This window comes from Vibrio sp. 10N.239.312.D08, assembly GCF_041466145.1.
In the GTDB taxonomy this organism is placed as follows: Bacteria; Pseudomonadota; Gammaproteobacteria; order Enterobacterales; family Vibrionaceae; genus Vibrio; species Vibrio crassostreae_C.
The window spans coordinates 39,633-53,084 of the sequence record NZ_JBFSSD010000016.1; the positions used below are offsets into that span (position 1 = coordinate 39,633).

The 13,452-nt window shown below is 44.9% G+C and carries 12 protein-coding genes; 3 read left to right on the forward strand and 9 right to left on the reverse strand.

The features are described from left to right. Positions 1-36: 36 nt before the first annotated feature. The 5 genes from AB6D58_RS10725 to AB6D58_RS10745 form a co-directional block, all read right to left on the reverse strand. Positions 37-768, reverse strand: coding sequence for a response regulator transcription factor (locus AB6D58_RS10725; protein WP_017067448.1), 732 nt, complete (start codon positions 766-768; stop codon positions 37-39). Positions 769-849: 81 nt separating this feature from the next. Next, positions 850-1,530 (reverse strand): spondin domain-containing protein, encoded by a 681-nt coding sequence (locus tag AB6D58_RS10730; RefSeq protein WP_017072230.1) that lies wholly within the window; start codon positions 1,528-1,530, stop codon positions 850-852. Positions 1,531-1,539: 9 nt separating this feature from the next. Continuing rightward, positions 1,540-2,229: a spondin domain-containing protein gene (locus AB6D58_RS10735; RefSeq protein ID WP_372157248.1), complete on the reverse strand. Its 690-nt coding sequence runs from the start codon at positions 2,227-2,229 to the stop codon at positions 1,540-1,542. Next, on the reverse strand, positions 2,222-2,362 hold the full coding sequence (locus tag AB6D58_RS10740) for a hypothetical protein (protein WP_017067451.1): 141 nt from the start codon (positions 2,360-2,362) through the stop codon (positions 2,222-2,224). The genes AB6D58_RS10735 and AB6D58_RS10740 overlap by 8 nt, the downstream gene beginning before the upstream one ends. Positions 2,363-2,628: 266 nt before the next feature. Then, positions 2,629-2,970 carry a YggL family protein gene (locus AB6D58_RS10745; RefSeq protein WP_017062629.1) on the reverse strand — a complete coding sequence of 114 codons (342 nt, stop codon included), beginning with the start codon at positions 2,968-2,970 and terminating at the stop codon, positions 2,629-2,631. A gap of 254 nt (positions 2,971-3,224) precedes the next feature. Here AB6D58_RS10745 and AB6D58_RS10750 point away from each other — a divergent pair, with 254 nt between their 5' ends. After that, positions 3,225-5,252, forward strand: a complete 2,028-nt coding sequence (locus AB6D58_RS10750; protein WP_104216297.1) for a PhoX family phosphatase — start codon at positions 3,225-3,227, stop codon at positions 5,250-5,252. 254 nt (positions 5,253-5,506) lie between these two features. Here AB6D58_RS10750 and AB6D58_RS10755 read toward each other — a convergent pair whose 3' ends face one another. From AB6D58_RS10755 to AB6D58_RS10765, 3 genes are all read right to left on the reverse strand, one after another. Beyond that, on the reverse strand, positions 5,507-6,127 hold the full coding sequence (locus AB6D58_RS10755) for a LysE family translocator (protein WP_017062631.1): 621 nt from the start codon (positions 6,125-6,127) through the stop codon (positions 5,507-5,509). Between the two features lie 164 nt (positions 6,128-6,291). After that, complete coding sequence (locus AB6D58_RS10760) at positions 6,292-7,578, reverse strand: DEAD/DEAH box helicase (RefSeq protein ID WP_017062632.1); 1,287 nt, start codon at positions 7,576-7,578, stop codon at positions 6,292-6,294. A gap of 182 nt (positions 7,579-7,760) precedes the next feature. Then, a complete protein-coding gene (locus tag AB6D58_RS10765; protein WP_017069160.1) occupies positions 7,761-8,744 on the reverse strand; it encodes a GTP-binding protein in 984 nt (327 codons plus the stop codon). A 551-nt stretch (positions 8,745-9,295) separates the two neighbouring features. On the opposite strand from AB6D58_RS10765, the gene clcA reads away from it, so the two are divergent. Both clcA and AB6D58_RS10775 read left to right on the forward strand, forming a co-directional pair. Next, positions 9,296-10,702: a H(+)/Cl(-) exchange transporter ClcA gene (gene clcA / locus AB6D58_RS10770; RefSeq protein WP_136981891.1), complete on the forward strand. Its 1,407-nt coding sequence runs from the start codon at positions 9,296-9,298 to the stop codon at positions 10,700-10,702. Positions 10,703-10,941: 239 nt separating this feature from the next. Continuing rightward, on the forward strand, positions 10,942-11,889 hold the full coding sequence (locus AB6D58_RS10775; RefSeq protein WP_136979877.1) for a TDT family transporter: 948 nt from the start codon (positions 10,942-10,944) through the stop codon (positions 11,887-11,889). A gap of 158 nt (positions 11,890-12,047) precedes the next feature. Here AB6D58_RS10775 and hmpA read toward each other — a convergent pair whose 3' ends face one another. Beyond that, complete coding sequence (gene hmpA, locus AB6D58_RS10780) at positions 12,048-13,244, reverse strand: NO-inducible flavohemoprotein (RefSeq protein ID WP_017062636.1); 1,197 nt, start codon at positions 13,242-13,244, stop codon at positions 12,048-12,050. Between the last annotated feature and the right edge of the window lie 208 nt (positions 13,245-13,452).

The window sequence follows — 13,452 nt, forward strand, 5'->3', positions numbered from 1 at the left end:
TGGCCTTTTAGTAAACTTCGGACGCGACACATAGGCCTAAGCTTTCGACTCAAACTTATAACCAACACCCCAAACGGTTTTAATGAAATCATCATCACTATTCGGCATCGCAAGCTTGGTTCTTAGACGGTTGACTGTGCTACACACGGTATGGTGATAGCCAGAGTGATGAGTATTCCAAACATGATCGAGCAGCTCGTCTTTGCTATACACACGCCCCGGGCGGGTTGCTAAGAAATGAAGTAAGGTAAACTCGGTAGCTGTCAGCGGTACGTCTTGGTTATTGAGTGACACCTGATGGCGTTCAGGTTGAATAGTGAGCACACCAAAGTTCATAATCGATTCTGCTGTCACAACCTCTTGAGTCGCTGATTCGACATGGCTTAAACGGCGAAGCACGTTCCTCACTCTTGCTTGAAACTCGAGAACGCTGAAAGGTTTCGTTATGTAGTCATCAACACCGGCTTCTAAGCCTGACACCTTATCTAACTCAGCGTCTCTTGCGGTTAGCATGAGTACTGGCGTCCAATCCTCTTGCTGACGCAACATTCGACAGAAATCGAGTCCGTCACCGTCTGGTAAGCCACGATCCAGTACGATCAAATCGAAATGACCCTCTTTATAGAGCGCCTGAGCCTTTTCAATCACATTAGCTCTGATTACGTTATGCCCTTGGAACTTAAGATGCATCTGCACCAGTTCAGCCAAGTCATCATCGTCTTCAACCAACAATATGTTTGCCATCAAATTTACCGCAGCACTATTCATGATCCCTGCTCTATTCTGAGTCCGCCCACCTTTCAATTGACCGGAACAGAGCAGGAATTCTTTCATCGTGCTTTCAACCTGTTACTGAGTTCGAGTAATGGTGATTCTTGCACCGGGGTTAAGGAAACGATGATTTGCACTTAAAGTAGAAGTCGTAAGGCCATCATCTTGGCTGATTACGCCAGAGTGAAAACTCACTATATCGGTGTCGTCTCGTGTGGTATTAAAACCTTCACCACCGCCTGCTGGTCCCGGAATGGTTGCAGCAAGCTCATCGTTCAGCTCAGTTCCCGAATCCCAAACATTCATGTTCATGGTAAAGGTATCACCCACCGCTAATGACTTGAGCGATAATCCGGATTCGCCGACAAACGCATCATTGGTGTTCACCAACATGGAAGCAACTGAGATATACCCTTCTTGATTTGGGTCGACACGAATCGACACCGTGTCTTGCTCACCTGAAAGAATCAGTCCATTGCCTGAGATGCCTTGATAAACATTGGCGTCACTGTCACTGAGCGCAAGCAATTGTGCATTACTACCCCCTTCCGCCAAGTATTCCAGATCGACAGAGGCACTTTGCCCAACTTCAAACAGATCAAAATTCGTATTGTGAGTCAACACCGCGAGTGGTGACATTGGTTGATTGGGGGTGAGGTTAGTAACACTCACATCATAGCGATAGTAATCGTCGTCATCGTCCGGACAACCCGCTAACACAGCTACTGATGCAGCGATAAATAGAATTCTAGCTTTCATACATCCCCCTTACTTCACAACAATGGTGATAGTTGCAACAGGGTTTAACCATCGATGGCTACTGCTATCGAGGTCACTGATGCCGCCCGCCGCATCACCATCACCATCACCAATGTTACCTGGATGAATATGAACCTTAGCGTTTGATACTGCCGTTTCTACACCTGTGCCACCAGCGCCAAAGGTAATGAATGGAGGGTTCGGCATACTGCCCGCCAGCTCATCATTGGCTTCTGTGCCTGCGTCATAACCATTTAGAGTCGCTTTGTAGGTGCCCGCTTGAGTTGGGATCTTCCAGCTATCTAGACCAACAAAGCCGTCGTTTGTCGGCAGCAACATTGCACCCAATGATAGGTACTCTAAATCACCAGTACTGATATCAAACGTAGTTGCGACGCCTGGATTGAGGATGCCGGCCGCTGGGTTCTCAACCACCACGCCTCCCGCGTTGGCAATGACACCAGATAAACCTGAAATATCGCCACCTTCGGCCATGGACTCTACTTCCGAAGAAGCCGTTTCACCCGTTCTAAACATGAACAAGCTTGAGTCATGAGCCGCCGCTAAGATAGGCGTAAAGTAGATCCCTTTCGTTGCATTAGTGACAGTGACTTCAAGCTCAGCAGCCTGAACTTGAGCCGCTCCGAAGGCCAACATAGCCGAGCTGATCACTAAGCTGATTTGAGTACGTTTATTCATTTTGATTCCATCCTTTATCGAGTCCTATCGTTGCCAACAAAACGAATAACAGCGATATACCGTTACCTTTGCCAGAACGAACTGTGGTGTTGTTGACTCTAAGAATAACGATCAAATCTATCAGCAACTTCATTGAATTCTCATAAAACTCTCACAAGTTTATCCAAACTTATTACTGCAAATAAAAATAGCGATAAAGTACTAATATTTAATCGAAAAATATCAATTTATCATTTACGTCAGAAGGGATAGAAAAGAAGATAAAGAATAGAAATGGAACGAATAAAACGCAAAAAGGCCGAATCGATTTAACGATTCGGCCTTTATTCTAGCGTACTGTTGTTACTCTTTCCTAAGCCGTATTTGGCCTTTCAATCGAGCTAACAACACAACATCAAATTAGAACGCGTAGTTTGCGTCAATCAGTTCGCTAACTTCCACTTTGCTTACTTCAGCACGAGCTTCAAGCCATTGAGCAACTTGCAGTTGTTCTGCTTCTGTTACTGAACGGTAGCGCTCAATTGAGCATAAGAAACCTTCAAACAGCTCAAGGCCGCCGCCACCAAAGCACAGACCGATGCTGTCGATGAAATCAATGAACTCATCAATGAACACATCGTATTGATCAAAATCAGTAATCGATGTCTTGCAGCTTACTTCAAAACCCAGAATCGCGAATTCACCTAGGTATAGCTTTTTGCGTAGGCGACGATTTTTGTTTTCGATTTTATCTAATTTCATAACTGCCTCTCTTTTCGTTTGATAAAGCATTTATACACAGTTCCACATCAATCCCCAAGAGTTTTGTATTACACAAGGGTGTTAATGGCAAAAATCGTGCTACAGAAACAAAACCTTAATCAAATCTATAAAAATCTGTCACTTAACTGCTTCACGATTAGTCACACATTGACCCAGCTTATTAACCAATTAGTTAGTAGGTGGGTAAGTCATGAATAACGAATAATAAAATCAGCCAATAGGAAGCAGTCGAGATGAGCAAGGAAACATTTGATAGCACTCGTTTTAATAAGAGCAAAAACAAACCCTTCGAAGAAGTTTTAGATGCGAACCTTTCAAGAAGAAATGTTCTCAAAGGCGGTTTAGGCATCAGTGCAATGACGGCGTTTGGTGCTTTTGGTTTAGCAGGCCACAGCACAGCGCACGCGGCGACAGCATCATCTAGCGCACCGCAAAAAAGCACTGCTACACTTGCATTCGAATCGGTTAAAGGCTCACTGACAGACAGTGTCGTTGTGCCAAAAGGCTATACAGCACAAGTATTGGCTCCTTGGGGTACTCCACTTAACAAGCAAGGCAATGCTTGGTTAAAAGATGGAACCAACAACGCCCAAGATCAAGCAAACTCACTGGGCATGCACCACGACGGCATGCACTTCTTCCCGCTTAATGGCAACAGCAACGACGGTTTGTTGGTGATTAATCACGAATACATCGACCAAAAAGCACTGCACGCTAATGGTCCTACATACGATGAAGGCAACCGCCCTAGCCTTGATGAAGTACGTAAAGAGATCAACGCACACGGCGTGAGTGTGGTTCGTGTAAAACTTGAAGGCAACCAATGGGTGATGGTCGATAACGATCCTCTGAACCGCCGCTACACAGGCGCGACCGTAATGGATCTGTCTGGTCCTGTTGCACACAGTGAATTTACCAAAACCAAGTTCTCACAAGACGGCAGCCAAGCTCGTGGCACGTTGAACAACTGTGGTAATGGCTACACACCATGGGGCACTTACCTAACGTGTGAAGAAAACTGGCCGGGTTATTTCGTTAACAAAGGCGAGACAACACCAGCGCAAGAACGTATTGGTATCGCTACCGACAAAACACGTTACGGTTGGGACACGCTTTCTGGTGACAAACAAGAACGCCTAGACGAATTTGCTCGCTTTGACGTAACACCAACAGGTGAGTCAGCAATGGACGATTACCGTAACGAAGCACACGGTCACGGCTACATTGTTGAAATCGACCCATACACAGCAAACTCTCGCGCTAAGAAACGTTCTGCACTGGGTTGTTTCCGTCACGAAGGCTGTACGTTTGGTAAGTTGACCGAAGGCGAGCCAATCGTATTCTACTCTGGTCACGATTCTCGCTTTGAATACCTATACAAATTTGTTTCTGAAGAGAAATGGGACCCGCGTGACGCAGAACCGAGTAATCGCCTAAGTGCGGGTGACAAGTACATGGATAAAGGCACGCTGTATGTGGCTAAGTTCAACGATGACGGTTCAGGTACGTGGCTACCACTAACGTTGGGCAGCAAGACTACAAACGGCGGCAAGCTAGGTGATTCATTTGACTCTCAAGCAGCGCTTATCATCAATACAGCGGGCGCTGCCGACCTTGTTGGTGCAACGCCAATGGATCGCCCTGAATGGTGCTCTGTTGACCCAATGACGGGTACGGCTTACCTAACGCTGACTAATAACAACAAGCGTAAAGAAGCGAACTCTGCGAACCCTCGCGTAGACAACAAGTTCGGTCATGTTATCCGTTGGGATGAAGGCAAAACGGCAGGCGAGTTCGATTGGGATATCTTCGTATTTGGTTCACCAGCAGTGGAAGACAAGTCTATTAACCGCTCTGGTCTAACAGACATGAACCAATTCGCGAGCCCTGACGGCTTAGCGTTTGATGCTCGTGGCATCTTGTGGATTCAGACAGATAACGGCGCAGACGAAGTAACTGGCTACACCAATGACCAAATGCTGGCAGTGGTTCCATCTCAGTTAACGGATGACAACGGCAACAGTGCGGTGATTGATGCAAACAACCAAGCACAGCTTAAACGCTTCTTTGTGGGTCCAAACGGTTGTGAAGTGACTGGCTTTACCATCAGCCCAGATTTCAAATCACTGTTTGTGAACATTCAACACCCTGCAAACTGGCCATCGTCTGAAGATGCAACAGCACAAACTCAAGGCAATGTTCGTCCAAGAGCATCTACGGTTGTGATTCGTCGTGAAGACGGCGGTGAAATCGCGGTTTAATACGCAAATCTAGCTAAGAGCAGAAACATTTCTGTTATCTAGTTTCTGTTCGCTAGCTCAGTAAAATCAAAAAGAGCGATAAGGCCAAATGCCCTATTGCTCTTTTTATATTCTATGCATTCTTCGGTTTAAGTAAGGAACCAAGCCTTAAAAACTTATCATCATCCAAAGAGCTCGTCATACCAAGCTCTAGTCATCCTCGAGAAGGAGGGACGACTGAGTCGGAGATCTCTAACCGTTATCGCTTTTCAGAATTAACTCACGAACAGCCACACACCAACACCCATCATCAACGTACCAGCAATACGGTTCATCAACTTAACGTTATCCGCCTTGCCGAGCATATGTTTTAAGCTCTTACCGCCGGTCGCGTATAAAGTCATGCAAACAAACTCAGAAACCAGAATGATCGACACGAGAATGAGTAACTGCGGTGCTAAGTCTTTATTGCTGTTAATAAAAGGAGGCAGCAAAGAAATCATAAACGCCCAGCCTTTTGGGTTCGCAATTGCAGTGACAAAACCTTGAACCACCAAGTCCCAATCATTGCTGACTTTTGTTGTTTGGTTGTCAGTACTGATCGCCAGTTTGCCTCTCGAACGCCACATCTGAACGCCTAAATAAAACAGGTAACCCGCACCAACAAATTTAAAGCCCGTAAATAGCCATGGGTAATTCAACATGATCGAAGCGATACCCAATACCGCGGCAATAGAAACCACAGCGACACCAGCCAGTTCACCGATCATCATCCATAATGTACGCTTGTATCCAACACTCATTCCAAGTGTCAACGCCAAAGTCATACACATACCGGGCGTGATTGACACGAAGAAAAACGTGGGAATAAAAGCCCAAAGTAGTGCGCTATCCATATTATTACCTTATCGACTTGTTTTTATTTATTAGTTCTTGTTTCTTGATCGGGCTTGAAATGAAGCGAGGTTGAAACGAAGCAGTAATGACAATAAACAATATTGCGATCAATACAAACAAAAAGAGCCACATAACAGTGGCTCTTTTCAATCACCAACCGTAATTACTTACGACGGTTTTTAATTCGCTTCATCATAGTCAAACGACGTTCAGCGCTTGCTTGATCTTGTGGCTCTTCGTTCGCGTTGTTCTTACGACCCTGACGGTTTTTGTAAGCCGATTTAGTGTTCAGCTTCTCGATGTAAGCATCACGTTTCTTCGGTTCATAACCCGGTTGTTCAACACGACGAATGCGCTGTTGAATCAGTTTTTCAACTTGAACGACAGTCAGCTCTTCTTCGCGGTTAACGAAAGAGACAGCGTGACCTTGCTTACCTGCACGACCTGTACGGCCAATACGGTGAACGTAATCTTCCGCTAGGAAAGGCATGTCGTAGTTAATTACGTGTGGTAAGTCTTCGATATCAAGACCACGAGCCGCAACGTCGGTTGCTACCATTACACGCGCTTTACCTTCTTTAAAATCGTCTAGAGCACGACGACGAGCACTTTGCGCTTTATCACCGTGACACAGTACTGCTTTAATGCCGTCTAGCTTAAGCTCTTTAACTACATCGTTCGCTGTTTCTTTGTAGTTAACAAAAACAAGCACTTGGCGCCAGTTTTTACGACCAATCAGCTCAGAAAGCAGTTCTGTTTTACGCTCTTGATCCACTGGGTAAACCACGTGGCCGACAGTAGCAGCCGTTGAGTTTTCGCGCTCAACACTAATACGTTTTGGTTTACGCAGAATATCAACAGACAGTTGGTTTAACTGAGTAGAAGTCGTTGCAGAGAACATCATGATTTGCGGTGATGTTTCTACATCCAACATGATCTTACGAACGGCATTGATAAAGCCCATATCAAGGATACGGTCAGCTTCATCAAATACTAGAAATTCTAGGTTAGCAATAGACACGTTACCCGCTTCTAAGTGCTCTTCTAAACGGCCAGGTGTTGCAACCAAAATATCCACACCCAGTTCTAGTTGACGAACTTGTGAAGACATCTTGTTACCACCGTAAACCGCAGAAACACTTAGATCTGTGTATTTAACGTAGTCTTTAATGTTTTGAGCGATCTGCGCAGCAAGCTCACGAGTTGGAGCAAGAATAAGGCCGCGAGCCGTTCCTCTAGACGCCTTTTTACCGCTGTTCAAAAGGTGTTGGATAACAGGCAATGAAAATGCCGCTGTTTTACCCGTACCGGTTTGAGCAGTAGCAAAAATATCATGGCCTTTACGAGCCATTGGAATCGCTTTTTGTTGAATTGGAGTGAGTTTTTCATAACCACACTCAGTCAACGCTTTGACTAATTCAGGAGCAAAACCTTGAGAGGAAAATGACATTGTTACGGGTTCCTTAAGCAGACAGCCTACATTCTTATTTCAGCCGAGCACTATAAAGTAATTAGAGTGATTTATCTCACATTTATCGTGATATAACGCAAACTTTCTCATTTAATCTGGTGTTTATCCCGCCTTCAACGAGGTAAACACCAAGATCCTTGGTTCAAACAGCAAAAACAGGGCTATTTGATGCCACACAGCTTGAGTAGAATCTGCTCGAGATCGCCCCATGGCATGAGCTGCGAGTCGATCACTTCCAGTCGAGATTCAAAGCCATCAAGCGTAATTTCGTTCACAGACACGACTTGATTCGCCACATTGAATGCGTAGCAACCTTGGTCGGTGTTCACGACAGCTTTTACACGCTCGGCCGTTAGATCTGACAACATAGAGAATAGCGCATCGAAGTCGAACTTATGCTCTGCGCCAAACAACCAACCACAACTGAAATAGCCCTGTCCTTTATTCTCTTTACGGATGAAAGCTTCACCAGGAGGAAGTTGGAATTGAGGCTCTTGTTCAGCGTGATCGTGATGATGCGCTTCAATATGAGATGAAGCACTGCCGTATACTCTTTCAATGTCTAACACTTCCAATGGCACTTCACCATCGTGAATTAGCTTATGGAAGACTTTTGCTGGCGTTTGATCCGTCACCCAATCATTGAACACATCGATGTCTTCAGAATGAACAAGGTCAACCTTAGTACCAAGAATCACATCTGCACTATTTAGTTGATCATTAAAATTCTGATTCGAGGTGTACTTTTCATTAGACAGATTTCGTGGGTCAACCAAACCAAGCGTCGCTTTTAAATCGACATATGGTGTGTACTGATCGGAAGTCAGTGTCGCTATAACCTGTTTAGGGTGACCAAGCCCTGTCGGCTCAATCAATAAACGGTCTGGCTTTTGGCGAAGTAAGGCATTAATACCCACTGACATAGGCACGCCCGCAGTACAGCACATGCATCCACCCGGCACTTCTTTAATCAAAGCGCCTTGATCTGTCATTAATGCACCGTCAATACCGATTTCCCCGAACTCATTAACCAGAACAGCCCAGTTTTCATTCTCAGGTTTATTTTTTAGCAGGTTCAAGATGGCTGTCGTTTTACCAACACCCAAGAAACCCGTAATGATGTTCGTAGGAACTTTTTTAGTCATATCAGTTCTCCTTTTTAAGGGAGTATATACTCAATCACCAAAAAGTTGACCCCAATCGATTGTTTACACTGAGATTCGTTAATAGAGGTTGGCGCGAAAATAATCAGAAGAGATAAACAGTAGAGGCAGAATGTGGAAATGGGATGCTCCAGACGAACTAAAGGCGTACTTACTCAGTACGCCTCACCCTCGTTACTCAATCGTGAGTTCGCGAATCAGGAAGCCTTAAATATCGACCTGAACATTTAACGAGGAACTAAAACTTTGTTTCTGAATCCATCCAAATTGTGTGTAAAACCTCACTTCTCCTTGCGGTTCGTTATGTTGCTTTACGATTTAACTATGGTTCATTTTTGGGGATATTCAAGCCGCCGCCAGAGAATCGATCAAAATTGTGACGGTGATTCCACTATTGACCATAGATTCCATTTATGTAACACGCACATTCCATAAATGAAATTCAACTTTTCATCTTTGTTGCTATAGGATATGCGGAGGAAGCGTATAATTTAATGCAACCCCGCCTTAACTCATTCAGGAAACTTATTTCTATGACCAGAAGAGAGAAAATTAAGCAGTCCTTATTAGCAAAAATGCCAAGGGATGCTATTAATCAATTTCTCTCAAGAGATAAGACCCCAGCTTCAGTTCTCTTTCTTTCTTGTATTGTCGGTGTACTTGCTGGCGTAGTGGGGACCTATTTCGAAGTCGCGGTTCATTTCATCACAGAAACTCGTACCGATTGGCTTAAAGATGAAATCGGTAGCTATTTACCCCTTTGGCTAGCCGCTTTCCTTATTAGTGCTGCATTTGCCTTTATTGGTTACTTCCTCGTTCACCGCTTTGCTCCAGAGGCTGCAGGCTCAGGCATCCCCGAAATTGAAGGTGCGATGGACGGTATGCGCCCTGTTCGATGGTGGAGAGTATTGCCAGTAAAATTTTTTGGCGGTATGGGCGCATTAGGCTCTGGTATGGTTTTAGGTCGAGAAGGACCAACCGTTCAAATGGGCGGCAGCATTGGTCGCATGGTCACCGATATCTTTCGAGTCAAAGATGACGACACTCGCCACTCACTATTAGCTTCGGGTGCCGCAGGTGGTTTAGCCGCCGCATTCAACGCACCACTGGCTGGCATCATGTTTGTAGTCGAGGAGATGAGACCACAGTTTCGCTATTCACTCATATCAATTAAAGCCGTCATCATCTCCGCGGTTTCAGCCAACATCGTTTTTCGATCAATCAACGGGCAGTCTGCCGTTATCACAATGCCTCAATACCAACCGCCTGAACTGGATGCTCTGTGGTTATTCTTGTTGTTAGGCGTGTTGTTCGGCATGTTTGGTGTGATTTTCAATAAGTTGATTACACTTTCGCAAGACCTATTTGTGGCAATACACAAGAATGACCGTAAACGCTACTTAATGACAGGTTCCCTGCTGGGCGGTTGCTTTGGCTTATTGCTGCTCTATATACCGGAGTTGACTGGCGGTGGTATTGGTATCATCCCGAACATCACTAATGGCAACTACAGCGCAAACGTGCTGCTGTTAATCTTCTTAGGGCGCGTGCTCACCACGCTACTTTGTTTCGGCTCTGGTGCACCGGGTGGTATCTTTGCACCAATGCTTGCTCTAGGAACGCTCTTTGGTTACGCGTTTGGGCTTATCGCGGCGGCATTCTTTCCTGAACTGAATATTGAACCGGGTATGTTTGCAATTGCTGGCATGGGAGCCTTATTTGCCGCCACCGTGCGAGCGCCTATCACCGGTATTCTGTTAGTTATTGAAATGACCAATAACTACTACCTGATCCTGCCGTTGATCATCACCTGCTTAGGTGCGGTAATCATTGCTCAAATGTTAGGTGGGCAGCCAATTTACAGTCAACTGCTTAACCGTACGCTGAAAAACGAAAAACTAAGACAACAAGATCTCCCTCAACAAGAGGAAGTACGTTAATTACAAATGACTCATGAAACAAAAGCACACATTCAACGTGCTTAATCTCCCGATTCCGTATCAAAATCAAAAAAGCAAACGTTAAACTTGGTATCATCCACTCAAAATTAGTTGAGTGCCCTCAAAATCTATTGATGGAAGACCTACACACTCTAACTAAGGCAAATAGTCCAATATTCTGTAATTAACTAAGTCGGAGCAAGTCGTTGAACTGGAGAAGATTAACCCAAGTAAAAAATGTGCCGCCATCTCAGGCGTCTTTAGCACTTGGCGTTATTGGGTTAGGACAAGCTTGGGCGTTATATATCCCGGGCATTGGTGAGATAATTCGTCCCTACCTCGCTGCATTCGGCGCGCTATTATTGCTGCCTGTTTTACTGCGCTATTTAACGAGCTTTAATACCTTCCTTAATGATATTCGCCACCCGTTAAGCGGAAGCTTGATGGCACCAATGAGCATGGCTTTACTGATTCTGTGCGACTATTTAGCCGAGATATCGCCAGCTATCGCCTACCCAGTTTGGTTCTGCGCGCTATTGCTTCACTTTACCATGATGGTGTTGTTCTTCAGTTTTCAGATCATCAACTTCAAAATGTCGAACATTGTACCGAGTTGGTTTCTGTATCCGGTCGGTTTGATCAGCAGTTCCTTAGCTGGCACACAGTTCGGGCACACCGTATTTTCAGAAACACTTGCGGTCACTTGTATTGGTATCTATTTCCTTATGTTGCCAGTGGTGTTGTACCGCTTGGTGTTCGAAGGCAATCTTCCTCGCCGAGCAAGACCAACACTCGCTATCATGGCAGCTCCGGTTAACTTATCTTTAGCCGCTTACTTGGTTAACTTCGACAACCCAGACCCGATTCTAACAGGTGCATTGGCGGGCATTGCCATCACCATGACTTTGTTGATTTACTTGTGTTACATCCGCCTGATGCGTTTGAAGTTCCAACCTTCGATTGCTGCCGTCACCTTCCCATCTGTGATCAGCGCTATTGCCATGCATCGTCTAACTACATTTTTCAGCGCGGAATACCCACAATGGTATTGGCTACACAAGTTTGGTTTCTTTGAGCTAACCATCGCCACCATTCTAGTGATTTGGGTTGCCGGTGGTTACGTAAAAATGTACTGGCCTGAGTTTTTCGATTCCGATTACATGTCCAAGAAGATGAAACGTTCTTAGATAAAAGCGAAAAGATCTTAGCTGAACCATCGTGTTCTGCAGTAGTCGATGATGTCAGACAAAACCAACCAAACCCAAAAAGGCCTCACACTGTGAGGCCTTTGAATAGGCAAGGTATTAATAGTTCAGGCGAGTGTTACTAGAAATGCCGAGACCTATTAGAAGTTAGCGTGAGGGCCGAATACTTCGTAGTGAACGCGTGAACGGTCAACTTTCATTGCATCTAGCTGCTCTACGATATTCTTCATGAAACCAACAGGACCACAGATGTAGAAATCGCTCTCTTCAAAGCCTTTAGTATCAGAGATAGACGCTAGATCCATTTGACCTTGATGCGTGTTTTCACATGCAGATTCATCTTTGTTCATGTACCACGTTTTCGCTTCCCAACCTTTGTCGGCAACAATATCTTTAACACGAGTCGTGAAAGAGTGTTGGCCTACGTTCTCACAAGCGTGAAGGTAAAGTACTGGCTCGTTTTTATCTTCCGTGTTTAGGAACTCAAGCATAGACTGCATTGGCGTTACACCAACACCTGCAGAGATAAGTGTTACTGGCTTGCTGCGCTCTTGATACATGAAGTCACCCGCTGGTGCGTATAGGCTAACCTCATCACCAACAGCAACCGTATCGTGTAGGTGGTTAGATACAACGCCTTGTGTCTCTTGGCCTTGTCCTTCACGTTTAACAGAAATACGGTATTGCTTGCCGTTTGGCTTATCAGACAGTGAGTATTGACGAATCTCGCTGTATTGAGAGCCTTCTGGTTTCACTTCGATACCGATGTATTGACCTGGTGTGTAATCCAGAACTTCACCGCCGTCTTTTGGCTGAAGGATAAAGCTTGTTACTAGCGCTGACTCTTCGATTTTGTCTGCAATCACAAACGCACGCGCTGCTTCCCAACCACCAACAGCTTGCTTACGCTGTAGGTAAAGTTCAGCTTCACGATCGATGAATACTTGCGCCAAGAATAGGTAAGCGGCTGTCCATGCTTCTTCCACTTCTGGAGTAAAGGCGTCAGCAGCTAGTTCACGTAATGTCTCAATCAGGTGCAAACCAACAATTTGGTAGTGCTCTGGTTGAATGTTAAAGCTTGTGTGTTTCTGAGCAATACGTTCAACGGCAGTTGTTAACGCTGCTAGATTTTCAATGTTCTTTGCATATGCCGCGATAGCTTCAAACAGTGCTACGCCTTGGCGACCTGTTCTTTGGTGAGTCATATTGAAGATATCTTTCAACTCAGGGTTATGCGTGAACATACGTTGATAAAAATGCTGAGTTAAAGCTGGGCCTGCGCTCTCAAGTAGAGGAATAGTAGATTTGATGATTTCGATATGTGCATTGTTAAGCATGAATTTACTCCGAACACTGAGCCTTATGACCTATATGTCATTTTGACTACTAAAAATTAAGAATGACTTATCGATTTTCTGAAACCTTAGTTATTTTTAGAAACTGAGTTATTTTGACTCGTTTTCATTTCAAAAAATCGCGAAACCTGATTAATGCAACCTGATTGATTGAGATCAAGAATAGTCTGTTTAATCAGCGCTATAATTG

Coding starts and splice junctions, on each gene's coding strand:
- AB6D58_RS10755 (WP_017062631.1), bottom strand. CDS start 6,127: ATGGATAGCGCACTACTTTGGGCTTTTATTCCCACGTTTTTCTTCGTG.
- AB6D58_RS10735 (WP_372157248.1), bottom strand. CDS start 2,229: ATGAATAAACGTACTCAAATCAGCTTAGTGATCAGCTCGGCTATGTTG.
- clcA (WP_136981891.1), top strand. CDS start 9,296: ATGACCAGAAGAGAGAAAATTAAGCAGTCCTTATTAGCAAAAATGCCA.
- AB6D58_RS10745 (WP_017062629.1), bottom strand. CDS start 2,970: ATGAAATTAGATAAAATCGAAAACAAAAATCGTCGCCTACGCAAAAAG.
- AB6D58_RS10725 (WP_017067448.1), bottom strand. CDS start 768: ATGAATAGTGCTGCGGTAAATTTGATGGCAAACATATTGTTGGTTGAA.
- AB6D58_RS10760 (WP_017062632.1), bottom strand. CDS start 7,578: ATGTCATTTTCCTCTCAAGGTTTTGCTCCTGAATTAGTCAAAGCGTTG.
- AB6D58_RS10740 (WP_017067451.1), bottom strand. CDS start 2,362: ATGAAGTTGCTGATAGATTTGATCGTTATTCTTAGAGTCAACAACACC.
- AB6D58_RS10765 (WP_017069160.1), bottom strand. CDS start 8,744: ATGACTAAAAAAGTTCCTACGAACATCATTACGGGTTTCTTGGGTGTT.
- AB6D58_RS10730 (WP_017072230.1), bottom strand. CDS start 1,530: ATGAAAGCTAGAATTCTATTTATCGCTGCATCAGTAGCTGTGTTAGCG.
- AB6D58_RS10750 (WP_104216297.1), top strand. CDS start 3,225: ATGAGCAAGGAAACATTTGATAGCACTCGTTTTAATAAGAGCAAAAAC.
- hmpA (WP_017062636.1), bottom strand. CDS start 13,244: ATGCTTAACAATGCACATATCGAAATCATCAAATCTACTATTCCTCTA.